The sequence below is a fragment of the Streptomyces sp. NPDC022910 genome (assembly GCF_055561075.1).
Genome location: NZ_JBVHHL010000029.1, coordinates 81,122 through 105,254, shown reverse-complemented (window position 1 = coordinate 105,254; position 24,133 = coordinate 81,122). Strand labels below are relative to the sequence as shown.

Here is a 24,133-nt window from a genome sequence, read left to right as displayed (position 1 = left end):
GCTCAACCAACTCGGTTACCAAGTGACCCTCCAAGCAGAAGGAGCTGCCTGACCAGCGACTACGGACACGGGACGGGGGATTTTCGAATCAGGCGGGCAGACCCCACCGGGGAGCCGTCCCGTTCGGCGTGACCGGCGCGATCGTGAGGTCGGGGCGGTCGCCCTTCGCCGTGATGAGCGCCGATTCGCCCTTGCGCAGCGCGATACGAACCGTGCCGTCGTCCACCGTCTCGTACCGCAGCGGCCGCCCTCTGCCGTCCCGCACCTCGATCGCGCCCGCGATGCCGTGCCGTACGACACAGGGCGCGCCCGCCTCGCTGACGAGCCGTACCCAGCGCGTCACCCCAGCGCTGCGGACGGCGGAGAGCAGGAAGGCGCCCTGCGTACGGAAGTCGTGCACCGTCAGATCCGCCCAGGCGGCCGGCAGCGCGGGGAAGACACGGACGATCCCGCCCCAGGACTGGCAGACCATGTCGTGCAGCGACTGGGCCGCCGACAGCGGGGTCTCGATGACCGGGCCCGACTCCTTGTACATGGTGTTGGCCTGGATGAAGCGGGTCATCAGCTCGCCCAGGTACCTCAACGCGTCCTCACCCTTGCCGAGCAGCGCGGACATCGAGGCGGCGCCCGTGAACGTGTAGCCCTGCAGGGCGCCCTCGAAGCCGACCCAGTGCGCCAGCGACCTCTCGATGAGGGCGCGTTCGTCGGAGGTGCGGCCGGTCAGCTCGTACAGCGGGTAGACCGCGAGCAGGTGCGAGTAGTGGCGGTGGGACTTCGCGAACGGGATGTCCGCGCCGATCATGAAGCCGTTCGCGTCGGTGGGATAGGGCGCCCGTCGGGCCAGCACATCCCGCCAGCGCGGCGCCAACTCGTCGTCGATCCCGAGGAGTTGCATCGACTCCAGGAGCGTGCGGCAGCCCCAGGTGAGCAGCATGAGGTCGTAGTTGCAGTCGCGCGTGTCGCCGCCGTACTCCGGTGAGAACGTGGCCGGCAGGTGCAGCTTGCCGTCCGGGCCCGGCTCCAGGAAGTGCAGGTAGTAGTTGATCGCCTTGCGGAGCAGGGGGTAGAGGACGTCGCGGAGGATCGACTCGTCCATGGTGTGGCGGTAGCTGAGCCAGACGTTGTGCAGGGCCCAGGTGAGGTTGCCGACCTCGGGGGTCGGCGGGTCTTGTCCGGGGATGCCGACGCCGTAGCCGGTGAGGGTGCCCGCCGCGCCGTTCACGAGGTGCGGGTCCGTGGTGCGCGGTATGCCGAGCGAGTCGGCGCGGTACTGGGACGCCACCTCCTTGGCCAGGTTGTCCCGGAACTCGCTGAGCGCTCGTGTCACGGCGTCCAGTTCGAGGTGGTTGGAGCCGTGGACGAGCCAGTACTCCAGCTGGACGTTGAGGTTCCACCATGTGTTGGGCCACGGTGTGGACTCCAGCCATGGGCCGCTCGTCGCCATCACGGGCGCATCGCGCCGGGCCGCCGAGGCGACCTTGTAGAGCTGGATCCAGTAGAAGCGCTGCATGCGCGTGTCGGGCAGGGACAGGAAGCTCTTGCGGTAGTACGTGTGCCACCACGCGCGGTGGGTCGCCGCGAGGGCGTCGTACGGGAGCCGGGACCCGTCGCGTACCGCCTTCAACGCCCCGTCCAGGGCGGTGGTCTGCGGGTAGGAGTGCGCGACGTAGGCGTACAGCGTGCGCCGCCCGTCCCGCGCGGTCTCCCGCCAGGCCGTCGCGTGCTGTCCGCCCGACAGCAGGGGCTGTACGGAGGTGAGGACGCCGTCGTGGTCGCCGGACTCGGCGGGCGGGTTGCCCTGGTAGCCGTCGGGGAGGGGTTTGAAGGCGGCGCGCGGGCTGATCGCGTCCGCAGGGTGGAAGACCCAGCGGAAACCGCGTTCGCCCGCGCTCGGTGTTACCTCCACGGCGAGCAGCGAGCGCGAGGTGTGCACCAGGGCGCGGATCGCGAGCATGCCGCGGTCCGTGGTGAGCGTGCCGGTCAGTTCGGCGTCGTGCAGCCCGAGCCGCCAGTCCACGGCGGTGATCGTGCCCACCGGCTCCAGGGTGAAGTACCCGATCGGCAGTCGCGCGAGCCCGAACAGCGAACCGAACTCGGGGCGGTGGTCCTGGACCTCGGAGTGCTGGACGTTGAAGCGGACGGCCTCCGTCTCGCGGGCGGGCTCGGCGTAGATACCCGAACCGAGGAAGCCGTTGCCCAGGTACGGACCCTCGTACCAGGTCGTCGGCATCCGCTGCCAGACGAGGTCGGCGTCGTCGAGGACGGCGCGCCAGGGGTCGCGGGCGCGGTCGGTGCTGTCGCTGCCGTCGGCCGCCGTCGCCTCGGCGGGCAGGCCCCCGGCGAGCAGCGCACCGCCGAGGGCGGATCCGGTGGCGAGGACGGTACGTCTGGACGGACTGGGCACGGCTGCCTCCAGGCGGCTCATTGATTCATCGGAGCTATCCCGCGAAGCAACGTAGAGAAGGCATGCAAGCGCGTCAATGAGCAGGGAGAGATCCGATGTGTTGGAGAGTCGAAGAGCCGTTGTGTCAGCCCCAGATCACCGCCCCCAGCCACGCCCCCGCGATCAGCAGGCAGGTGAACAGCTCGGCGAGCACGCTGGAGCCGCCCGACCGCATCGCCGTGCGCAGCGCGGCCATCGCGTCGCCGTGGCCGCCGAGACGAAGCCGTTCGCAGAGGTAGACACCGACGATGAACCCGGGGATCGCGCCGATCACGGGGAGGAGGAAGAAGCCGAGGAGCGCCCCGGCCCCGGCGTACACGCCCATGCGGGCAGTGGCGCCGCTCGCGCGCAGCCGACGGGGCGGCAGGGCCCAGCGCACCACCTGGGACAGGAGCAGGACGGCCGAGGCCCCCATGAGGACCAGCCACGCCACCGGCTGAGGGTCCTTCAGCGCCCACCACAGGACCGCGGCCCACACCAGCCACGACCCCGGCACCCCGGGCACGAGTACTCCGCACAGGCCGAGCGTGATCACCACACCGACCAGCAGGAGCTCCCAGACTCCCATCTGCCCAGGGTGCCGGAGCGCGGCAGAGGGCGCAGGTCAGTTCCGGGCCACCCAGCCCCGCTCGTACGCGTGCCAGCCCAGCTGCAGCCGGGTCGTGACCCCGGTCAGCTCCATCAGCCGCTTCACCCGGCGCTGTACCGTCCTCAGGCCCAGGTCCAGCTGTTTGGCGACGCTCGCGTCGGTCAGCCCGGCGAGGAGCAGGGACAGGACCTCCAGATCGGTGCTGTCCGGGCCGTCGGGCCGCTGCTCGGTGACGCCGGACGCCCCGAGGCGCAGGGGCAGCGCATCCCGCCACACCGACTCGAACAGACCGGACAACAGCTCCAGCAGCCCGCTCGCGTGCACGACGAGCGCGGCCGGCTCCGCCGTGTGCGAGGTGAGCGGCACCATGGCCAGCGACCGGTCGGCGACCACCAGCTTGGTCGGCACCGCGTCGACGACCCGCACCTGTTCGTCGCGGCCGAGCGCCGCGGTCAGCTCGGTGATGCCGTCGGGCCGATCGAGTACCGCTCGCTCGACCACCACCCGGTAGCGCACCCCGCGGTCGGCAGCCTGCTCCTCAGCGTCGTTCTCCATGCCCGAGACGGCGACCGGGTTGCCGGTGACCAGGGCGCGGACCTCCTCGGTCGCCCCGAGCTGGAGCTGCAGGAAGCGCTGACTGACCCCGGCCGCGCCGATCACCACCTCGACCAGGTCGTGCACCTCGGGCTCCGCGGCCGCCGCCCGGTACTCCTCGGCGAGCAGCGCGGCCGCCAGCTCGGCCTGCTCCAGCTCATGCCGCTGCTGGGTGAGCAGCGCGCCCAGTGCCACCCCGGGCGGGGCCGCGACCCAGCGGCCGGGCCGGGCCGACGACTGGGCCGCGAGCCCGTGCCGCTCGAGCCGGCGCAGGGCGCGCTCGGTGTCCTGCTCGCCGAGCGTCAACCGCCGCGCGAGATCGGGCACGTCGGCGGCGCCCACCGACACAAGCACCCGGTACGCCGACTCGTGCGTCTCGTCCAGACCTATCGCTGCCAGCATCAGCCGGTTGTCCCTCCCCGAAGACACGACCCCGCGGTGTGGCCCGTGGCGGAAAACAGCCACGGCGCAAACCCGCCTCTGCACATCATCGCCGTACCCGCCGTCCATCTGCCAAGGTGGCGCCACCGCGGTAACAACTGCCGCCCGCATTGTCCGGATCGGACCCAATCGGTCTGCGCGGATGCGGACGGCGGGCCTGGGGAAGGAACTTGAGGGGGCTCGGCCGCCGGGCGTCGCTCACGGCGATCCGGTGGGTCACAGCGAAACGTCAGGGAAGCGGGTCACACTCGGTCGCACCTGGCCGAAGCCCACTCGGCCCGCGAGAACGTGACGGGGCGCCGGAGGCGTGCCGGCCCCTGTCACCTCGGCGCCGCCGGACGGTCCCCCTGTGGGGGGGTGGGATCGTCCGGCGGTCCGCCTCATTTCGGCTGCGTGTCGTACCACCGTTCGAGGCGTCGTCCGACGTGCGGACCGGGAGCCCGTCGCGCGGCCGGATTTTCCGGATGCCCCGTTTTCATACGCCCCGTGCGGTGGACAATTGGGGGCATGAGTCAGCAGGGGGAGCAGCCCACCGGCCACGAGGACGACTGGTGGGCGCAGTTGTACGACGACTCCACCGGGGACACGGGACCGGCGCCCGCGGCCGACACGCTCGACGACCGTTTCGCCTCGGCCTCGGGGACGGTGGGGAAGAGGAGCACCCGGAACGGGGCGGAGGAGCCGCTCTCGTCCGAGGCCCCGCCGGTCGTGCTGGAGCAGCGTGGAACGGGGCCGGAGCCCGGCGCCGTGGCGCGGGGGAGCGGGGTGGCCGCGCCGGGAGGGTCCTACGCGGACACCTCGGCATCGAGCGCGGACGCCGCCGGACCCGTCGATTCCTCCCCGCTCCCGGCATCGCAGGACAGGGGTGACCGCGACCGGTCCGGCGGCCCGGCCCGTGGGCCCGCCCCGTGGGAGCCTCCCTCCGCCCGGCCGCCCGGACCCGTGACCTTCCCGCCCGGCCCGAAGCCACCGGCCTTCGGCGACCGGCCGCCGTACGGCGACCCCCAGGCGGAGTCGTCGATCGCCGCGATCCCGGTCCTCCGCCCTCCGGCCGACCTGCCTTCCCTCCCGAACCACCCTCCGGCCGACACGCCCCCACCGCCCCTCGTCCCCCCGTTCGAGCCCGCCCTGCCAGGAGGCGCTTCCCACGCCCCGCCCCCGTCCGGTGACGCACCCCCGGACCCGGCGGCCGAGGACGTCGCGCCCCGGCTCACCTTCCCCCGCACGCCGCCCCCGGTCGGCTACGTCGGCTCCGGGCCGCCCACCTACGACGCCGAGCCCACCGCCCTTCCGCTCGCCGATCCGGACGACCTCGACGACCTGGTCGCCGACACCGTGCTGGACGGGGCGCGCTACGGCGCCTGCACGCTGCGCGCGGTCTCCGTGCGCGGGGACTCGGCGCGCTACCGGGGCGAGCCGCGCCGGGACTCCCTGCTCACCGCCCGTTTCGGCACGGGCGACCGGGCACTCGTCCTTGTCGCCATGGCGACCGGCACGCGGGCCGCTCCCGGGGCGCACCGGGCCGCCGCCGAAGTGTGTCACTGGATCGCTCGGGCCGTCGGGCGCAGCCACCTCCGCCTCGGCGAGGACATCAGGGCCGCCCGGCGCGGCGACCTCAAGTCGGGTCTGCAGCGGCTCACCGACCGCAGCCTCGGCAAGCTCCGCGCCGGCGCCGCGGAGCAGGGCTTCCACCCCGAGGAGTACACCGCCACCCTCCGCTGTCTGCTGCTGCCGGCCGACCCCGCCTGCCGTACACGTGTCTTCTTCGGGGTCGGCGCGGGCGGCCTCTTCCGGCTGCGGGACGGCGAGTGGCAGGACATCGAGCCGCGTGTCGCCGACGTGGCCGGCGAGGCCGTGGTCGGATTCGGCTCGCTGCCGTCGGAGTCCCCCGAGGGTGACCGGCTCACCATGGACCTGGGGATCACGGCACTTCCGAGTCCTTACGAACCCAGGGGTACCCCCGTCGAGCCGCCCCGCGACCCCTTCCGTTTCCGTGCCTCCATCGCCCGCCCGGGTGACACGCTGCTGCTGTGCACGGGTGGTCTCGCCGACCCGCTGCTCGGCGAACCCCGACTCGCCGAGCACCTGACGGACCGCTGGTCGACGGGCGAGCCACCTGGGCTCGCCGCCTTTCTCGCCGACACCGTGGTGAGGGTGAAGGGTTACGCGGACGACCGTACGGCGGCCGCCGTTTGGGAGGCGTGATCGCGGTCACTGTGGATTGATGGACCCAAGGCAACCGAAGGGGTGCATGGATCCATGGCCAAGCAGAACGTCGCCGACCAGTTCGTGGACATCCTCGCCCGCGCCGGAGTCAAACGCCTGTACGGAGTGGTCGGCGACAGCCTCAACCCGATCGTGGACGCCGTCCGCCGCAACGCCGCCATCGACTGGGTGCATGTGCGACACGAGGAGACCGCCGCCTTCGCGGCGGGCGCCGAGGCCCAGATAACCGGCAGGCTGACCGCGTGCGCAGGCTCCTGCGGCCCGGGCAACCTCCACCTCATCAACGGCCTGTACGACGCCCACCGCTCCATGGCCCCGGTCCTTGCGCTCGCCTCGCACATACCGTCCAGCGAGATAGGCCTCGGCTACTTCCAGGAGACCCATCCGGACCAGCTGTTCCGCGAGTGCAGCCACTACTGTGAGCTGATCTCCAACCCGAAGCAGATGCCTCGCCTGCTGCAGACGGCGATCCAGCACGCGATCGGCCGCAGCGGCGTCAGCGTCGTCTCGCTTCCCGGCGACATAGCCGACCAGCCCGCCCCGGACAAGCCCACCGAGACCGCCCTCGTCACCTCCCGCCCCAGCGTCCGCCCGGGTGACCACGAGATCGACGAACTCGTGACGATGATCGACCGAGCGGAGCGGGTCACCCTCTTCTGCGGCAGCGGCACCGCGGGCGCGCACGCCGAGGTCATGGAGCTCGCCGGCAAGATCAAGTCCCCGGTGGGGCACGCCCTGCGGGGCAAGGAGTGGATCCAGTACGACAATCCGTACGACGTCGGCATGAGCGGCCTGCTCGGCTACGGTGCCGCGTACGAGGCCACCCACGAGTGCGACCTGCTGATCCTCGTGGGCACCGACTTCCCGTACAACGCCTTCCTGCCGGACGATGTGACGATCGCCCAGATCGATGTACGCCCGGAGAACCTGGGCCGCCGCTCCAAGCTGGACCTCGCGGTGTGGGGCGATGTGAAGGAGACCCTGCGCTGTCTCATCCCGCGGGTGAGAACCAAGGAGAACCGGCGCTTCCTCGACAAGATGCTGAAGAAGCACGCGGACACGCTCGAAGGCGTGGTGAAGGCCTACACACGCAAGGTCGAGAAGCACATCCCGATCCACCCGGAGTACGTGGCGTCGGTGCTCGACGAGCTCGCGGACCCCGAGGCGGTCTTCACGGTCGACACCGGTATGTGCAACGTCTGGGCCGCCCGCTACATATCGCCCAACGGCCGTCGGCGCATCATCGGTTCGTTCTCGCACGGCTCGATGGCGAACGCGTTGCCGATGGCGATCGGAGCACAGTTCACCGATCGCGCCCGGCAGGTCGTGTCGGTGTCCGGCGACGGCGGATTCTCCATGTTGATGGGCGACTTCCTGACACTGGTGCAGTACGACCTGCCGGTGAAGGTCGTCCTGTTCAACAACTCCTCTCTGAGCATGGTGGAGCTGGAGATGATGGTGGCCGGGCTGCCCTCGTACGGCACCTCCACCAAGAACCCCGACTTCGCGGCCGTGGCCCGCGCGTGCGGGGCGTACGGCGTCCGGGTCGAGAAGCCCAAGCAGCTCGCGGGTGCCCTGAAGGACGCCTTTCGGCACAAGGGCCCGGCGCTGGTCGACATCGTCACCGACCCGAACGCCCTGTCGATCCCGCCCAGGATCAGCAGGGAGATGGTGACCGGCTTCGCGCTGTCCGCCTCGAAGATCGTGCTGGACGGCGGAGTCGGCCGCATGGTCCAAATGGCTCGTTCGAACCTGCGCAACGTGCCCCGGCCGTGAGCCGGCGGCACATCGCGCCGCAGACCGGAACCCCGGCCCGATTCCGGCGGGCCGGGGTTCTCGTTCTCTACCTTCAGAGGGACCTTTTGTCCTCAGGATCACCTGCCCCCGTTGTTGTCTCCGTAGTTTCCGTTGTCATTGCCTTCGTTCCCCTTCCCGTAGCTGTTGCCCCCGCCGCCACCGCCACCTCTGTGCTCTTCCTTCTCCTCCACGAAGCGCTCCACGTGGCGCTTGATCACTCGGAAGCTGGCGACCACGCCGTGCTTGACCTTCACACCGCCCCTGAAGTGGCGGGGGAACAGCCCGTTCGAAGAGCTGTGGGGGCCGACGGTGGCGAGGGGAGCACCGTTGTCGCAGGTGGCGCCGTTGAAGACCTCGACGACGTTCCTGCTCTCGTTGCGGACGTTGATGGTCTTGGCGCCGAGGCCACTGACCACGGTGATGCAGCCGTCGGGCACGCCGGCGAACTCGCGCTCGTTGACCGAGATCCGGCCGAACCGGCGACCATCGTCGTAGCCACGGCCGCAGCGGTCGCCGCGGTCGCCGCCGTCACCGAAGTCGTCGAAGTTGCCGAAGCCCTCGTCCTGCTCGCACCGGGTGACCTTGCGGTAGCTCTTGCCGCCGCCGCCGCCGCCACCGCCGCCGCTGTACTTGTCGTTGTCGTTGTTGTTGTTGTTGTTGCCGTTGCCGTTGCCGTTGCCGTTACTGCCGTCCGGCACTGCGGCCGGGGCTGCGGCCGGGGCTGCGGCGGCACGCTGGGCCATCGGGGCCGCCTGCGGCTCGGATGCCGCGGAGGCGTACGTGATACCCGTGGCCACCAGGGCCGCGGCGGCCGCGGCTGCGGCCGTTACAGCGGTGGAACGCGTTGCCATGTCACTTCTCCTGTCTCTGAGACGTCGGCTTCACGCCGACGAGATTGAACGTACTAACAATCCCGCTATCCGTCGTGTCGGACATGCGGACAATATTAGGAACAATCCGATTGGAGTAATCCAGGCGCTGACGGCCTGTCACCCCGGCCTACGTGCCCTGTCTACATGTCGATCCGGGCGGGAGCGACGGCAGGCGCCGTACGGCCGTATCGGCAGCCGGCAGTCGGCCGAAGGGCCCAGCGGCAGCGGTCTCGTGGCCCGCGCTGCGCCCGGCGGCGAACGGGCGCACGGCTGTGTGTTCCTGAGGAGCCGGGCGTGTCGTGCGACGGACCGGGTCCGTGCGGTGTGACCGGGAGCCGGACCGAGGGCGCTCAGGGCGCACTCGCGCCGGGCTCATATGACCCAGTGCGTACGGTAATTGACGATTCGACATGACTGGCGACCCGCCGGTGGGGCATGGATCCCCGTGGACGTGTTCGAGCGGGGGGATCCGACATCACGTACGGGCGGGGGTCATGGAGAGGCGAGCGCGAGGCGGCGGTCCCGTGGTGATCGGATCGCCGTCGTTGAAGCAGGCGGAGGAAGCGACCGACACGACGACGGACCGGTCAGGGGGCCCGCAGCTGAGGCGCCGTCTGGGACGGGCCGACTTACGGGCGGTACCCGAGGTGCGCAGGGCGCTGCGGGATCTGCTGACGCACTGGGGAAGGCCGGGAAGATCCGAGATAGCCGAGCTGCTCACCAGTGAGCTTGTCACCAACGCGCTCATCCACACCGACCGCGACGCGGTCCTGACGGCCACCGTGTCGCGGCGCGGACTCCGCGTGGAGGTAAGGGACTTCGTGGGTCGCAGGCCGAGGCCGCGGGAGCCGGAGGCCGGCGCCGACACGCACGGCCGGGGCCTGATCCTCGTCCAGTCCTTGGCGGACGCGTGGGGCGTACGGGCGCACGGTGTGGGAAAGGCCGTCTGGTTCGAGCTGGACGCGGAGGCCGCCTGACGCACTGAAGGGAGCGCGGCAGCGTGCCGCGCCCCCTTCCAGTGATGGCGTCCGGGCTCAGCCGAACTGCTGCTCGAGGTCCTTGAGCTTGCGCTCCAGGGAGTCGAGCCGGGGCAGAGCCATGGTGTCGTCCTCGGCCGTGAGGTCGACGGTGATCGGGTCAGCCGAGGGCTTCCGGACGGGCTGGAGCGAGGGGCGGGTGCGCGTGGACAGTTCTCCCGCGGGTATGGCGGGCTCCGCGGGGACTGGAGCGCTCGCCCGTTCGACGGTCGGCATCTCGACCTGACGTCCGCCGTTTCCGCCGGTCAGCGAGCGGTGACCGCGGCTGAGCGCCTTGAGCTGCACACGCTCGACGCGCTGCTGCTCGCGCCGCAGCGCCTTGTTGTGCTCCTTCTGGCGCTGGTCCTCGCGGACCTCCTCGACCGCCTCGTCCAGGGTGCGTACGCCCTCCAGAAGCATCAGCGACCAGGCCCTGTACGTCTCGCGCGGGGCCCGCAGCCAGCGGACGATGCGGATCTGCGGCAGCGGACGCGGCACCAGGCCCTGCTCCCGCAGCGCGGCGCGGCGGGTCTGCTTCAGCGCGCGGTCGAAGAGCACCGCGGCCGACAGCGACATGCCCGCGAAGAACTGCGGGGCGCCCGCGTGGTCGATGCCCCTGGGCGCGTGCACCCAGTTGAACCAGGCGGAAGCGGCCGCGAACGTCCACACGAGGATCCGGGAACCGAGCGCCGCGTCACCATGGCTGGCCTCGCGCACCGCGAGTACGGAGCAGAACATGGCCGCACCGTCCAGGCCGAACGGGACCAGGTACTCCCAGCCGTCGGTGAGGCCGAGGTTCTGCTGGCCGAAGCCGACCAGGCCGTGGAAGGAGAGCGCCGCGGCGACGGCCGCACAGCAGAAGAGCAGCACGTAGGAGGCCGTGGCGTAGATGGCCTCCTTGCGCCTGCGGCGCTCCTCGGCACGCTCCCACGAGTCGTCCGCGCTCGCGTTCTCCCCGGAGGAGCGCTTGCCGCGCGCGAGCACCGCCACCGCTGCCAGCGTGCCCAGGAGCAACACGGCGCCCGGAAGCAGCCAGTTCAGCGATATGTCGGTCAGTCTCATCTGGGTCCCTTGCATTGGGATAGGGCGTAACGCCCGCCATAGTGGCCCAATCCCACCGGCCCTCAGGGGGTTTCGGGGCAAGAGGCCGCCAAGGAAGCGCAAGGGAATGCCCACGGCGGCGTTCTGCTCGAACTGCCGCTTGAGGGGCGGGAGTTGAGTTCGAATAAGACTACCCGTACGGGTGGTTCCATGGAAAGTTCCTGCGACAGGTGAGGAAGTTGTGAAACGGCTGTAACCCGTGTGGGGTATCGTTCGCGGTGGATCTTACGACACGCCGAGCGTGACCGGTCGCCGGGGTGCCTGAAACAGCGTCAACCGGCCGCGTCGGCAATCAGCTTGGCGATGCGGTCGGCGTCGCTGGTGCGTGGGCAGGTGGCGCAGGTGTCCTCGGGGCGCAGCGTGTAGAACAGGCAGCAGCTCGCCCGGTCCCGGGTGGGCAGCGACTCGCCGTTCGGACCGGTGAGTTCGCGGAACGCGGCCGAGCCGGCGTACGGCTTGGTCGCGCCCGGCAGCAGCAGTTCCAGCTCGCGCATCGCGCGCCGTTCCTCGCCGAGCAGATGGGCCACATACCAGAGCCCCTCGACCACCTCGTCCGTCGCCATCCCCCACAGGGCACGCCCACGCCGTCGCATGCGCGGACCGAAGCCGGCCAGGACCGGACCGAGGTGCTCGGCAACGGCCGCCCGCAGCTCGGCGCGCAGCGCTTCCTCGTCCGGCACGACCCGGGCGCCGGGGAGGCCGGCCGCCGGGTCGTCCGGCAGGCAGGCGAACGCGCCGGTCCGCACCGCCATGCGCCCGGGGGTGCGCTGGAACGCGACGTGCTCCACCGGGAAGCGCGGCACCCGACGCCGCAGGAACCACGGGACGGTGAACAACAGGCAGGCAGGCCACGCGTAACGGTGCAGTCCGAAACTCGCCACGACGTCCGGGCGGGCCCGCTGCCCATAGTCGCGCAGCACCTGCGCCTCGTCCCACGCCAGGAACGCGTCCAGCGCGGCCCCGCCCTCCGCGAGCCGGGCGGCCCGGACCCAGCCGTCGCCCTCGGGAACGGCCTCGCCGGGACCCGCTTCCATGACGGTCAGCCCCGGGAACACCTCGGTGAGCCGGGCGTACGCGTCCGCGACGACGGACGGGGACGGCGCAAAGAGGGGCATGCGGGGACCACCGTTTCTCGAACGCTGCTAGGTAAGGCTTACCTTATCGAAAGTGAGCGGGGCTTGAACCGGAGCGTAAGGTGCCTAAGGTGCTTTACGAGCGGTGACGAACCCCATGAATGTTCCGCGTACCGACCAGCAGCGCCAGGACCGGAGGAGGAGCCCGTGGAGCAGGCACGTTCCCGCCGTGCGGAGGGCTCCGCCGAGACATCGGCCGCCAATGTCCGTGCGCAGGCCGCTCGGGTGCCGCCGCAGCTCCGGCCGGGGGACGCGGTCCGTGAGCGGGGCGCCGCCACGGCCTCCACGCGAGGTGAGCACACGCACAGCGAGCCGCCGATCCCACGGCCGCGTGTGGAGGATCGGCCGTGCGGCGGCGAGCGGTCCGGAGTGGGCGAGGGATCGCTCCGAGGAGCGCCGTCCGGGGCGGAGAACGGGCGCCCGGTCGTGCAGCGGGCCTCCGTGCGCCGGCAGATCCTCGACGCCCTGCGCACCGCGCTGGTCGCAGGAGAGCTGACGCCCGGCGAGGTTTACTCGGCACCCGCACTCGGCGAGCGCTTCGGAGTGTCGGCGACCCCCGTACGCGAGGCGATGCAGCAACTCGCCCTGGAGGGCGCCGTCGAGGTCGTACCCAACCGCGGGTTCCGCGTCCTGGTGCGCGGCGCCCGCGAACTCGCCGAGCTCGCCGAGATCCGGGCGCTGATCGAGATCCCGGTGATGCTGCGGCTCGCCCGCACGGTGCCCGCCGATCGCTGGGCCGAGTTGCGCCCGCTCGCCGAGGCGACCGCACGGGCCGCGTCCTCCGGGTGCCGGGCGACCTACGCGGAATCCGACCGCGCATTCCACCGCGCGGTGCTCAGCCTCGCGGGCAACGAACAGTTGGTGCGGATCGCGGAGGACCTGCACCGCCGCGCCCAGTGGTCGCTCGTCGGCGGCCCCGCCTCGCGCGGCCGCGCCGACCTGATCGCCGACGCGGCCGAGCACACGGCCCTGTTGGACGCGCTCGTCGCACAGGACCTGGCGGTGGTGCAGTCGCTCGTGCGGGAGCATTTCAACGGGGCGTCCTGACCCGTGGGGCGTGCGCGGTACCTGCGCTTCGCCGTTGCGTCGTCACCGCCGCGTCCCCGCCGCACAACGGCCGACCAAGTAGGGAACGGCTCCGGCGGTCCTCGCGTGCTGCCCGGTGAGGGACGGGTGTCCCACGGGGGGTGACCGACGATGATGCCCGATCCGGGCCGGCAGGCCCAGCGCGGCCGCGAGGACCGGCCGGGTGCCGGCCGGGCCGAGGTGTACCGGTACGAGTCCCGCGGCCGCTCAGCGGAGCCGAAGCGGCGGCCCGGCGCGGACGGCCTCGGCTCACTGCTGACGTTCCTCGTCCTCGTCGCCGCCGTGGTCCTCCTCGCCCACGACCCCGAATTCCGCAGCGCCCTGTGGGCGTTCATCCGGAGCCTGTGAGCGGCCGGGCCGTCGCTAAGAAGCCGCCGGTCCTGCCGCTGGTTTCACCGAGGCCAGTTGCCGCGCCAGCCACGTGGGTACGCCGCCCAGCAACCGGAACAGCCGGGCCGCCTCGGCCCGCAGCCGGGAGGCCTCCGGCTCGGTCTCCGTGTCCGCGAGCGACGCCAGCGCCGGCGCCGTACCGACGAGGTAGCCCAGCTCCTCGCGGATCCGCAACGACTCGGCGAAGCCGTGCCGTGCCTCCGCCACCTCGCCGTCGCGCAGGGCCAGTCCGGCCAGATGGCGCCAGGTGAACGAGAGCAGCAGCGCGTCGCCCTGCGCGGAGGCGTTCGCGTGGGCGCGCCGATAGGCGGCGTGGGCAGCCTGCGGGGAGCGGGCGAGGTTCTCGGCGAGGAGTCCTCGCCGGAAGTCCAGCAGTGCCCGGCCCGGGGCACCCGGCGGGATCAGCGCCGCCGCCCGGCCGAGCGCGGCGCGTGCCTCGTCGACCCGGTCCCGTACGCCGTGCAGCGTGGCCGCGTACGCCAGTTGGCCGCGCTCACAGGCCGCGGCGCCGCGCTCCTCGTCGGTGTGGGCCTGAGCCTCGGCCGTGCGCAGCGCGTCCTCGGCCTCCTCCCAGCCCTGCTCCGTGTACAGGCACCGCTCGACGAGCAGCGAGGCCCGCTGGAGCGAGGCCTCGGCCGTCTGCGCCTGGAGAAGCGCTGCCGCGTCGGCCCAGCAGGCGCGCGAGCGCAGCCGCCACACCGCGGTCTGGAGGGGATCGTCACCTGCGGTCGTTCCGGTACCAGACATGGCGGTATGCGCCACGTTGCCCTCCCCGAGCACGCCATTGAGCTGTTGAGTGGTGGCGGCATTCCAGCACCAATCGCGCCGCCGGGCCAAGGGGGCGGGTGAAGGATTTCACAAAGTCGTGGGACCCGGCGGCCTCCAGTGCCTCCCGTTTCGCCGCCTCCGTGACCTCAGCTCATGCGCAACGCCAGGAAGAAGTCGAGCTTGTCCTCGAGGCGCGAAAGGTCCCGACCCGTCAACTGCTCGATACGCCCGACCCGGTACCGCAACGTGTTGACGTGCAGGTGCAGCCGGGTCGCGCAACGGGTCCAGGAGCCGTCGCAGTCGAGGAACGCTTCCAGGGTCGGGATCAGCTCGGCGCGGTGCCTGCGGTCGTAGTCGCGCAGTGGGTCCAGGAGGCGGGCGGTGAAGGCGCGGCGCACGTCGTCGGGGACGAACGGCAGCAGCAGCACGTGCGAGGCCAGCTCCTGGTGGCCGGCCGCGGACACCGGGCCGGGGCGGGCGGCAGCGACCCGGCGCGCGTGCCGCGCCTCCTCCAGGGCGCCGCGCAGCCCTTCGGCCGAATGCACGGCGGCGCTGACGCCCAGCGTGACGCGTCCGTCGTCGTCGAGCCCCGCGGACAGGGGGTCCCGTACGGCCTCCAGGAGGGCGTCGGCGACGATGCCGGTCTCGGAACCGTCGTGCTCCGAGGAGACCGCGGGAAGCGGGACGAGTGCGACCGCCTCGTCCCCCGTCCGGGCCACCGCGATGCGGTCGGAGTTCTCCGGACCGGTCGACTGGGGGTACCCCTTGCTCGAAGAGCTCGGGGGAGTGTCGACGAGGATCTCCTCCAGCAGCGACTGGGCGACCGGCCCGCCCTCGACCGTGCCGCCGTCCCACTCGACCCGGGCCACGACCACCTGCCAGTGCGGGGCCGCCCCGAGGCCGGGCAGCAGCACGGGTGCGGCGACCCGCAGCCGGGCCGCGATCTCGGCGGGCGCGGCCCCCGTCTGCACCAGCTCCAGGACCTCCTGCGCGAGCCGCCGCCGCACCGTGCGTGCCGCGTCCCGCCGGTCCCGTTCGACCGCGATCAACTGGGTGACGCCCTGGAGCAGGTCGAGTCGTTCCTCGGCCCAGTCCCCGGCGTCCGCCTCGACGGCGAGGAGCCAGTCGGACAGCACCGTCTCGCGCACGTCCCGTGAGGCGCCGCCCGTACGGCCACCCCCTGCCACCGCTGGGCGGTGCCCCGAGCTGTGGATCGGGAAGAGCGAGTACGTCGTCGTACCGACGGTCACCCGGTGGGGTCCGCGGCGGCCCGTGCGCGCCGCCGCCAGGTGCTCGGTGGCCAGCTGGGCGCACACGTCCGCCGTGAGCCCCGGCGTCGGACCGGCGATCGGCCGGCCGGTGGGGGAGAGCACCCAGGCGCGCAGGTCCAGGTCGGAGCCGAGCAGGTCCAGGACGACGTCCGGGCCGCCGCCCGCCGGGCCCGAGGTCATCATCCGCCGGTGCCGGTCCACCACGGCCGCCAGGTCCCCGGCCCGCTCGCCGGAGACCTGCCGTACGACGTGCTCGGTGATCGTGGCGAACGCCACCGACTCGTGGACGGCGAACAGCGGCAGCCGGTGCCGGGCGCAGGCCACGATCAGGTCGTCCGGGATGTCGCCCAGCTCCGCCTCGCCCGCGGCGAGCGCGGCGACGCCCGCACCTGAGAGAATGCGGACGAAGGGCTCGGAGTCGGCGGCGTCGTGCCGCCACGCCAGGCCCGTGAGGACCAGTTCGCCGCCGGAGAGATAGCGGCTGGGGTCCTTGAGATCCGTGGTCATCACGCCGCGCACGGTGCGGTCCAGTTCGTCCTCGCCGCCGAGCAGCCGCAGCCCCAGCGCGTCGGTGTTCAGCAGTGCGCGCAGCCGCATGTCTCGTCGCCGCCGTTCTTGTTCAGAAATCCATGGTCGCTCGGCCTGGGCTTCGGCCTGGGGTTTCGGAAGCTGTGCTCGCGATTCCCCCTGGCTGTGCGCGGTGTTTCCAGAGGAAAGCGGAGAGGTTACTGATGGCTTCCGTTCATATGAATCTACAAGATGGGCGCCCTGGCCAGCCAACTCCTTCATGGTTTCGGTGACTGACCTCGGGCGAGGGCGGGGCGGTGTACTGACCCCACCCCGCGTGAACAGGACATGTAACGAGCCGGGCCCGCCGCACCAGATCTGGCTCGACCCCGACGCCCACGAGACGAAGAAGAGAGCCGGTCATGGACTTCCTTCGCCCCGCAACCTGGGAGGAGGCGCTCGCCGCCAAGGCAGAGCACCCCACCGCCGTGCCGATTGCGGGTGGCACCGATGTGATGGTCGAGATCAACTTCGACCACCGCAGGCCCGAGTACCTGATGGACCTGGGCCGCATCGGCGAGCTCGCCGAGTGGGAGCTCGGCGAGGACAGCGTGCGGCTCGGGGCCTCGGTCCCGTACTCGAAGATCATGGACAACCTGCGGACCGAGCTGCCGGGCCTGGCCCTCGCCTCCCACACGGTCGCCTCCCCGCAGATCCGCAACCGCGGCGGCGTCGGCGGCAACCTCGGCACCGCTTCCCCGGCCGGCGACGCCCACCCCGCTCTCCTGGCGGCCGGCGCCGAGGTCGAGGCCGCGTCGGTGCGCGGCTCCCGCCGCATCCCGATCGACGAGTTCTACACCGGCGTGAAGCGCAACGCACTGGCACCCGACGAGCTGATCCGCGCCGTCCACATCAAGAAGGCCGACGGCCCGCAGCAGTACGCCAAGGTCGGCACCCGCAACGCGATGGTCATCGCGGTGTGCGCCTTCGGTCTCGCCCTGCACCCGGAGACCCGCACGGTCCGCACCGGCATCGGCTCCGCGGCCCCGACTCCTGTCCGGGCCAGGGCCGCCGAGGAGTTTCTGAACGCGGCGCTCGAAGAGGGCGCTTTCTGGGACAACGGAAAGATCATCACTCCGTCGGTCGCCAAGCAGTTCGCGGACCTGTGTTCCGCCGCCTGCAATCCGATCGACGACGTCCGGGGTACCGCGAGCTACCGCCGCCACGCGGTCGGCGTCATGGCGCGCCGCACGCTGACCTGGACCTGGGAGTCGTACCGCGGCACCGCCCGCACCTCGGAGGGAGCTGCGTAATGCGCGTCAACTTCACTGTCAACGGACGTCCGCAGGAAGCCGACGACGTGTGGGGGGGCGAGAGCCTGCTGTACGTCCTGCGCGAGCGGCTCGGCCTGCCGGGTTCGAAGAACGCCTGCGAGCAGGGCGAGTGCGGGTCCTGCACCGTACGCCTGGACGGAGTGCCGGTGTGTGCCTGTCTGGTCGCGGCGGGCCAGGTGGAGGGCCGTGAGGTCGTCACGGTCGAGGGCCTGGCGGAGTACGCCAAGCAGCGGTCCTGCGGGACCGGCGCCTGCGGCACGTCTGTGGACGAGGCCAAGCACCGGCAGGCCAAGGGCACCGACTCGCAGACCGGCGAGGGGGGCACCTTCCCGCGTGCGACGCTCTCCCCGATCCAGCAGGCCTTCATCGACGCGGGCGCCGTCCAGTGCGGCTTCTGCACCCCGGGGCTGCTGGTCGCCGCCGACGAGATGCTCGAGCGCAACCCGAACCCGACCGACGCGGACATCCGCGAGGCGCTGTCGGGCAACCTGTGCCGCTGCACCGGCTACGAGAAGATCATGGACGCGGTCCGCCTGGCGGCCGCCCGGCAGTCCGAGGGGGTCTGAAACATGCCCAACGGTGCTCCCACCAAGATCACGCAGGGCTCACAGACCAGGGGCGGCATCGGCGAGTCCACGCTCCGCCCGGACGGCACGCTCAAGGTCACGGGCGAGTTCGCGTACTCGTCCGACATGTGGCACGAGGACATGCTCTGGGGTCAGATCCTGCGCTCGACGGTCGCGCACGCCGAGATCGTGTCCATCGACACCTCCGAGGCCCTCGCGACGCCGGGCGTCCACGCCGTCATGACGTACGACGACCTGCCGACCGAGGTGAAGAACTACGGTCTGGAGATCCAGGACACCCCGGTCCTCGCCCACGGCAAGGTCCGCCACCACGGCGAGCCGGTCGCGATCGTCGCCGCCGACCATCCGGAGACCGCGCGCCGTGCCGCCGCCAAGATCAAGGTGGACTACCGCGAACTGCCGGTCATCACGGACGAGACGTCCGCGACCGCCCCGGACGCGATCCTCGTCCACGAGAACCGCACCGACGACCACATCGGCCACGTTCCGCACCCGAACATCGTCCACCGCCAGCCGATCGTCCGCGGCGACGCCGACGAGGCCGCGAAGCGGGCCGACGTGATCGTCAGGGGCGAGTACCACTTCGGCATGCAGGACCAGGCCTTCCTCGGCCCCGAGTCCGGACTCGCGGTCCCGGCGGAGGACGGCGGTGTCGACCTGTACATCGCCACCCAGTGGCTCCACTCGGACCTGCGGCAGATCGCACCCGTCCTGGGCCTGCCGCCGGAGAAGGTGAGGATGACGCTGGCCGGCGTGGGCGGCGCGTTCGGCGGCCGCGAGGACCTGTCGATGCAGATCCACGCCTGCCTGCTGGCACTGCGCACCGGCAAACCGGTCAAGATCGTCTACAACCGCTTCGAGTCCTTCTTCGGCCATGTGCACCGCCATCCCGCGAAGCTGTACTACGAGCACGGCGCCACGCGCGAGGGGAAGCTGACCCACGTCAAGTGCCGGATCGTGCTCGACGGCGGCGCCTACGCCTCCGCATCCCCCGCGGTCGTCGGCAACGCCTCCTCGCTGGGCATCGGCCCGTACGTCGTCGACGACGTCGACATCGAGGCCATCGCCCTCTACACCAACAACCCGCCCTGCGGGGCCATGCGCGGCTTCGGCGCGGTCCAGGCGTGCTTCGCCTACGAGGCGCAGATGGACAAGGCGGCGAAGGAACTCGGCATGGACCCCGTCGAGTTCCGGCAGCTCAACGCCATGGAACAGGGCACCGTCATGCCGACCGGCCAGCCGGTCGACTCCCCGGCCCCGGTCGCCGAACTCCTGCGCCGCGTCAAGGCGATGCCGATGCCGCCGGAGCGCCAGTGGGAGAGCTCCGAGGGAGTGGACGTACGGCAGCTGCCCGGTGGCCTGTCCAACACCACGCACGGCGAAGGCGTCGTACGCGGAGTGGGATACGCGGTCGGCATCAAGAACGTGGGCTTCTCCGAGGGTTTCGACGACTACTCCACCGCCAAGGTCCGTATGGAGGTCGTCGCGGGCGAGCCCGTCGCCACCGTGCACACGGCGATGGCGGAGGTCGGCCAGGGCGGTGTCACCGTCCACGCGCAGATCGCCCGCACCGAACTGGGCGTCAACCAGGTGACCATCCATCCGGCCGACACCCAGGTGGGCTCCGCGGGTTCGACGTCCGCCTCCCGCCAGACCTACGTCACCGGTGGCGCCGTGAAGAACGTGTGCGAGCTGGTACGCGAGCAGGTCCTGGAGATCGGGCGCCGCAAGTTCGGCTCCTACCACCCCGCCTGGGCCACGGCAGAGCTGCTGCTGGAGGGCGGCAAGGTCGTCACCGACGGCGGCGAGGTGCTCGCCGACCTGGTGGACGTCCTCGGCGACGAGGCCGTCGAGATCGAGCGCGAGTGGCGGCACCGGCCGACCGAGCCCTTCGACCTGCGCACCGGACAGGGCAACGGCCACGTCCAGTACTCCTTCGCCGCGCACCGCGCCGTGGTCGAGGTCGACACCGAGCTGGGCCTGGTCAAGGTCATCGAACTGGCCTGTGCCCAGGACGTCGGCAAGGCGCTCAACCCGCTGTCCGTCCTCGGCCAGATCCAGGGCGGTACGACACAGGGGCTGGGCATCGCGGTCATGGAGGAGATCGTCGTCGACCCGAAGACGGCCAAGGTGAAGAACCCGTCCTTCACTGACTATCTGATCCCCACCATCCTCGACACGCCGACCATCCCGGTCGACGTGCTCGAACTCGCCGACGAGCACGCCCCGTACGGGCTGCGCGGCATCGGCGAGGCGCCCACCCTGTCCTCGACCCCTGCGGTGCTGGCGGCGATCCGCAACGCCACGGGCCTGGAGCTGAACAGGACGCCGGTACGGCCCGAACACCTCACGGGCACGTGACCCTCCGGGGTTGAGCAGGTGAATGTCCCTGGGGGACTCCGTCCCCCAGATCCCCGATGCATCACCACGGGTGTCGCCGCGGGTGTCGTCTCGTACGTCGCCATCAAGGCGGCCCAGGGCAAGGCGCGCGAGGTCGGCGCCTTCATGTGGGGGCTGACGGCCGTCTTCCTGTTCTACTCCGCCCTCAACCCGATCGAGAGCTGGCTGGGCGTCCACTAGACACCCCCAAGAGCCCTGCACACCAACGCCGTCAAGGAGACCGAGAGATGCTGGACATCGCCGAAGAGCTGCACCGGTGGGTCGAGCAGGGACGCGACTTCGCCGTCGCCACGGTGGTGGCGGTCGGCGGCAGCGCCCCCCGCCAGCCGGGTGCCGCCCTCGCGGTGGACGCCGACGGCGCGGCGATCGGCTCGGTCTCCGGCGGTTGCGTGGAGGGCGCGGTCTACGACCTGTGCCTGCAGGCGCTCCAGGACGGCGAAACCGTGCTGGAGCGCTTCGGGTACAGCGACGATGACGCCTTCGCCGTCGGCCTGACCTGCGGCGGCGTCATCGACATCCTCGTCACCCCGGTACGGGCGGCCGATGCCGCCCGCCCGGTGCTCGCGTCCGCGCTGGCCGTCGCGGCCTCCGGTTCGGCCGCGGCCCTCGCGCGGATCGTGAGCGGTCCGGCCGAACTGCTCGGACGGGCGCTGCTCGTCCGTCCCGACGGCGCATGCGAGGGCGGCTTCGGCGCCCACCCCGACCTCGACCGCACGATGGCCGCGGAGGCGAGCGCCTTCCTGGACGCCGGCCGTACGGGCACCCTGGAGATCGGAGAGCGGGGCTCGCGCTGCGGGGCACCGCTCACGGTTCTGGTCGAGTCCTCCGTCCCGCCGCCCCGGATGATCGTGTTCGGCGCGATCGACTTCGCCTCCGCGCTCGCCCGCATCGGCAAGTTCCTGGGCTACCGCGTCACCGTGTGCGACGCCCGCCCCGTCTTCGCCACCCGCACCCGCTTCCCGGAGGCCGACGAGATCGTCGTCGAGTGGCCGCATCGGTACCTGGAGCGCACGGAGGTCGACGGCCGCACGGTGCTGTGCGTGCTCACCCACGACGCCAAGTTCGACGTACCGCTGCTCAAGCTGGCGCTCCGCCTGCCGGTCGCCTACGTCGGCGCGATGGGCTCGCGCCGCACCCACCTGGATCGCGACGCGCGCCTGCGCGAGGTCGGCGTCAGCGAGTTGGAACTGGCGCGTCTGAGGTCACCGATCGGTCTCGATCTCGGTGCCCGTACGCCCGAGGAGACCGCCCTGTCCATCGCCTCGGAGATCGTCGCGGCCCGCCGTGGCGGCAGCGGCGTTTCCCTCACCGGTGCGCACACCCCGATCCACCGCGACGCGACGCCGGTCATGGCGGGGCGGATCGGGACCGTGGCCTGAGGGGAGTCCCGAACGCGTCGAGCCCGAGTTTCTCCAGATAGGCCGTCACCCCGGCCCGGACCGCATCCGAGATCCCCGACGAGCCCGCCTCCGCCGTCCAGCACCCGCTCCGCGAACACCGCCGACATGGCACGGTCGAAGGGCATGTTCGCCAACTGGTCCCTGTGCAGCCGGTCGTAGTCCGCGGCCACCCTGTGGTACGAGGCTCTGGTCGTCTGAGGTGCGTGGTCTCGGTCATGGAGGGGGACTCCAGACGCCGCCACCGACATCGGATCGCGGACCGCGCGCCAGCAGCCCGTCCACCGCGCGCCCGAACATCCACCGGGCCGCCAACCCGAGCGGACGGTCGAACAACGCCGGAAGCAGGCGTACGGACAGGTCCTCCCGCCACACCACACGCGATCGTCCCGCGCCGTACGGATGCACCTCGATCTCCGCCCACCCCGTGACGAATCCGCCACGCTTCGCCAGACGGCACCGCTTCGGAGGGATCCAGGCGACCACCTCCATCGGGTCGTCGAAGGCGAGCGGGCCGGCGCCGGTGCGGGCCACGAACACCGTGCCCGCCGCCGTCGGCGCCGGGGTGAGCACCGTGACCCTGGTCAGCGGCACCACATCCCCATGGCGGGGCCAGTCCGTGAGGCGGAGCCAGGCCTGGTCGACGGGGAGCGGGGTGACGCGTTCGATGCGGAAGAGGACCACCGGGGGATGGTACGCAGCGGTGTCGTGATTCCGTCATCAGGCACGCACAGATGGTTCAGGGCCGGTAGACGGTGCCCGGCTTCGCCTTCCCCGGTGCCAGCAGCTGGGGCGCCGTCACGAACACGTACCCGCGTGCCTTGAGCGCGTCGATGATCCCGGGCACCGCGGGCACCGTGCCCGGATATATGTCGTGGAGCAGGATGATCCCGTCCCGTGACGCCTGCTCCAGCACCCGCTTCCGGATCAGATCGGAGTCGTTGGTCGTGTAGTCCTTGACGGTGACGCTCCACAGCACCTCGGCGAGGCCCAGTTCACGGCTGATCCGGTGCACCGTGTCGTTCGTACGTCCCTGAGGCGGACGTATCAATGTGGGCCGGTGCCCGGTGAGTACGGTCGCGCTGGTGACCAGCCGCCAGCCGGGCCCCTGGCCTACCTTGCGTCCACGGCCACTTCCCGCCGCTGACGTGCGTCCCGGGGCGTCGGCCCGCACGCCGCGACGAGTTGCCCCCGCTGGGCGCGGGAAACGGGGAGTGATCAGTTCTGGACCGTGGGACGGACGACGATTTCGTTCACGTCGACGCCCGCCGGCCGGGCAACCGCGTATTCGATGGCCTCGGCGATCGCCGAGGCGCGCAGGCCGATCAGCTCGGTGGCACTGCGCGCGGCGCCCCGGCAGCTGGATGTGGGCTTCGCTGTCGGCGCGAGCACGGGGGTCCCGGGCCCATGGCCACGGTCAGTAGTCCAGTCGCGCGTACCAGTCTTCGCGGCCGCCCGGCGTCAGGTCGAGGAGGTGCCAGACCGGGTTGAGGAGGTCGATGCCCCGCTGGTCGACGTCGTCGGCCATGCGCGGGTGTGCGGAGTAGAAGTGGCGGACCGTGCCGTCACCGTCCCGGGTGAAGACGGAGATGGTGGAGTCCTGCTCACCGTCCTTGTCCTCGCTGCCGAGGTCGTACTTGAAGGTGCTGTCCCCGCAGCTCAGCAGGCGTAGTCGGGACCAGCCGCGGTTGCGCGCGTGCTGCCTGAGGGCGGGTGGGTCGGCGGCCGCGGCGACGGCGAAGTCGGCGTTCTGGGCGATGTGGTGGGCGACGCCGTTGAAGCCGTCGATCCAGAGGGTGCACATCGGGCACGGCTCGGTCTGCAGCTTGCCGTACATGAGGTGGTAGACGATCAGTGGCCGGTCCGGGGCGGTGAACAGCTCGCTCAGGGTGACCTCGCGGACAGGGGTGTCGCCCGCGTCGAGGTCGGCAGGGCCTTCGAGAAAGGTGTAGTCGTCGACCGGCGGCCCCTGGGGGAGGGCCCGCCGCTGAGCCGCGACTTTCTCGCGGTGGCGCATGAGGTCGATCTCGGCGAGGCGGAGCTCTTCGCGGGCGGAGAGATAGTCCGCTGACTCGCCGGGCAGCCGGGTGTGCCGCAACATGGCGTCCTCCTGGGTGGAAGCCCTCGAGGCCATTCGAGTCTATGGCGGTTGTGAGGTTGGCCGACAGTTGAGCAGAAGTC

The 24,133-nt window shown here is 71.4% G+C and carries 20 protein-coding genes and 2 pseudogenes; 10 read left to right on the top strand and 12 right to left on the bottom strand.

What is annotated here, in order from left to right; translation table 11 throughout:
- Nucleotides 1-88 precede the first annotated feature (88 nt).
- The 3 genes from ACZ3TS_RS25850 to ACZ3TS_RS25840 all read right to left on the bottom strand — a co-directional run bounded on the left by ACZ3TS_RS25850 (nt 89) and on the right by ACZ3TS_RS25840 (nt 4,028).
- Nucleotides 89-2,425 (bottom strand): glycosyl hydrolase family 95 catalytic domain-containing protein, encoded by a 2,337-nt coding sequence (locus ACZ3TS_RS25850; RefSeq protein ID WP_467622159.1) that lies wholly within the window; start codon nt 2,423-2,425, stop codon nt 89-91.
- Between the two features lie 103 nt (nt 2,426-2,528).
- The gene (locus ACZ3TS_RS25845) at nt 2,529-3,011 is read right to left on the bottom strand and encodes a DUF456 domain-containing protein (protein WP_467622156.1); all 483 of its coding nucleotides are present in this window, start codon (nt 3,009-3,011) and stop codon (nt 2,529-2,531) included.
- Between the two features lie 36 nt (nt 3,012-3,047).
- A complete protein-coding gene (locus ACZ3TS_RS25840) occupies nt 3,048-4,028 on the bottom strand; it encodes a helix-turn-helix domain-containing protein (RefSeq protein WP_467622153.1) in 981 nt (326 codons plus the stop codon).
- 546 nt (nt 4,029-4,574) lie between these two features.
- On the opposite strand from ACZ3TS_RS25840, the gene ACZ3TS_RS25835 reads away from it, so the two are divergent.
- Together ACZ3TS_RS25835 and ACZ3TS_RS25830 are read left to right on the top strand one after the other, a co-directional pair.
- Nucleotides 4,575-6,272, top strand: coding sequence for a protein phosphatase 2C domain-containing protein (locus ACZ3TS_RS25835; RefSeq protein ID WP_467622151.1), 1,698 nt, complete (start codon nt 4,575-4,577; stop codon nt 6,270-6,272).
- Nucleotides 6,273-6,326: 54 nt separating this feature from the next.
- Nucleotides 6,327-8,069 carry a pyruvate dehydrogenase gene (locus tag ACZ3TS_RS25830; protein ID WP_467622148.1) on the top strand — a complete coding sequence of 581 codons (1,743 nt, stop codon included), beginning with the start codon at nt 6,327-6,329 and terminating at the stop codon, nt 8,067-8,069.
- 98 nt (nt 8,070-8,167) lie between these two features.
- On the opposite strand, the gene ACZ3TS_RS25825 is transcribed toward ACZ3TS_RS25830, so the two are convergent.
- The gene (locus ACZ3TS_RS25825) at nt 8,168-8,941 is read right to left on the bottom strand and encodes a hypothetical protein (RefSeq protein WP_467622145.1); all 774 of its coding nucleotides are present in this window, start codon (nt 8,939-8,941) and stop codon (nt 8,168-8,170) included.
- Between the two features lie 515 nt (nt 8,942-9,456).
- Between ACZ3TS_RS25825 and ACZ3TS_RS25820 the strand changes: the two genes are divergently transcribed.
- A complete protein-coding gene (locus ACZ3TS_RS25820; protein ID WP_467622142.1) occupies nt 9,457-9,939 on the top strand; it encodes an ATP-binding protein in 483 nt (160 codons plus the stop codon).
- 57 nt (nt 9,940-9,996) lie between these two features.
- Here the strand turns inward: ACZ3TS_RS25820 and ACZ3TS_RS25815 are convergent, their stop codons facing one another.
- Nucleotides 9,997-11,040 (bottom strand): DUF2637 domain-containing protein, encoded by a 1,044-nt coding sequence (locus tag ACZ3TS_RS25815; RefSeq protein WP_467622140.1) that lies wholly within the window; start codon nt 11,038-11,040, stop codon nt 9,997-9,999.
- A gap of 311 nt (nt 11,041-11,351) precedes the next feature.
- The gene (locus ACZ3TS_RS25810; protein ID WP_467622137.1) at nt 11,352-12,194 is read right to left on the bottom strand and encodes a (2Fe-2S)-binding protein; all 843 of its coding nucleotides are present in this window, start codon (nt 12,192-12,194) and stop codon (nt 11,352-11,354) included.
- Nucleotides 12,195-12,359: 165 nt separating this feature from the next.
- Here ACZ3TS_RS25810 and ACZ3TS_RS25805 point away from each other — a divergent pair, with 165 nt between their 5' ends.
- Nucleotides 12,360-13,259 (top strand): GntR family transcriptional regulator, encoded by a 900-nt coding sequence (locus tag ACZ3TS_RS25805; protein ID WP_467622134.1) that lies wholly within the window; start codon nt 12,360-12,362, stop codon nt 13,257-13,259.
- 150 nt (nt 13,260-13,409) lie between these two features.
- Nucleotides 13,410-13,646 (top strand): hypothetical protein, encoded by a 237-nt coding sequence (locus ACZ3TS_RS25800; protein WP_467622132.1) that lies wholly within the window; start codon nt 13,410-13,412, stop codon nt 13,644-13,646.
- 15 nt (nt 13,647-13,661) lie between these two features.
- Here the strand turns inward: ACZ3TS_RS25800 and ACZ3TS_RS25795 are convergent, their stop codons facing one another.
- Nucleotides 13,662-14,450 (bottom strand): hypothetical protein, encoded by a 789-nt coding sequence (locus ACZ3TS_RS25795; protein ID WP_467622130.1) that lies wholly within the window; start codon nt 14,448-14,450, stop codon nt 13,662-13,664.
- 152 nt (nt 14,451-14,602) lie between these two features.
- Nucleotides 14,603-16,324 carry a PucR family transcriptional regulator gene (locus tag ACZ3TS_RS25790; protein WP_467622127.1) on the bottom strand — a complete coding sequence of 574 codons (1,722 nt, stop codon included), beginning with the start codon at nt 16,322-16,324 and terminating at the stop codon, nt 14,603-14,605.
- Between the two features lie 332 nt (nt 16,325-16,656).
- Between ACZ3TS_RS25790 and ACZ3TS_RS25785 the strand changes: the two genes are divergently transcribed.
- From ACZ3TS_RS25785 to ACZ3TS_RS25765, 5 genes and pseudogenes are all read left to right on the top strand, one after another.
- The gene (locus tag ACZ3TS_RS25785) at nt 16,657-17,547 is read left to right on the top strand and encodes an FAD binding domain-containing protein (protein WP_467622124.1); all 891 of its coding nucleotides are present in this window, start codon (nt 16,657-16,659) and stop codon (nt 17,545-17,547) included.
- Nucleotides 17,547-18,134, top strand: a complete 588-nt coding sequence (locus tag ACZ3TS_RS25780; RefSeq protein ID WP_467622121.1) for a (2Fe-2S)-binding protein — start codon at nt 17,547-17,549, stop codon at nt 18,132-18,134. The genes ACZ3TS_RS25785 and ACZ3TS_RS25780 overlap by 1 nt, the downstream gene beginning before the upstream one ends.
- Nucleotides 18,135-18,137: 3 nt before the next feature.
- Complete coding sequence (locus tag ACZ3TS_RS25775; RefSeq protein WP_467622118.1) at nt 18,138-20,516, top strand: xanthine dehydrogenase family protein molybdopterin-binding subunit; 2,379 nt, start codon at nt 18,138-18,140, stop codon at nt 20,514-20,516.
- Between the two features lie 60 nt (nt 20,517-20,576).
- Nucleotides 20,577-20,735, top strand: a pseudogene (locus tag ACZ3TS_RS25770) (NCS2 family permease); the annotation flags it as partial.
- 47 nt (nt 20,736-20,782) lie between these two features.
- Complete coding sequence (locus ACZ3TS_RS25765) at nt 20,783-21,934, top strand: XdhC family protein (protein ID WP_467622115.1); 1,152 nt, start codon at nt 20,783-20,785, stop codon at nt 21,932-21,934.
- 234 nt (nt 21,935-22,168) lie between these two features.
- Here the strand turns inward: ACZ3TS_RS25765 and ACZ3TS_RS25760 are convergent, their stop codons facing one another.
- The 4 genes and pseudogenes from ACZ3TS_RS25760 to ACZ3TS_RS25745 all read right to left on the bottom strand — a co-directional run bounded on the left by ACZ3TS_RS25760 (nt 22,169) and on the right by ACZ3TS_RS25745 (nt 24,053).
- Nucleotides 22,169-22,636: an SRPBCC family protein gene (locus ACZ3TS_RS25760; RefSeq protein ID WP_467622112.1), complete on the bottom strand. Its 468-nt coding sequence runs from the start codon at nt 22,634-22,636 to the stop codon at nt 22,169-22,171.
- Nucleotides 22,637-22,691: 55 nt separating this feature from the next.
- A pseudogene (locus ACZ3TS_RS25755) lies at nt 22,692-23,024 on the bottom strand (polysaccharide deacetylase family protein); the annotation flags it as partial.
- Nucleotides 23,025-23,170: 146 nt separating this feature from the next.
- Nucleotides 23,171-23,344: a hypothetical protein gene (locus ACZ3TS_RS25750; protein WP_467622109.1), complete on the bottom strand. Its 174-nt coding sequence runs from the start codon at nt 23,342-23,344 to the stop codon at nt 23,171-23,173.
- A gap of 25 nt (nt 23,345-23,369) precedes the next feature.
- Nucleotides 23,370-24,053 (bottom strand): DUF899 family protein, encoded by a 684-nt coding sequence (locus ACZ3TS_RS25745; RefSeq protein ID WP_467622106.1) that lies wholly within the window; start codon nt 24,051-24,053, stop codon nt 23,370-23,372.
- Between the last annotated feature and the right edge of the window lie 80 nt (nt 24,054-24,133).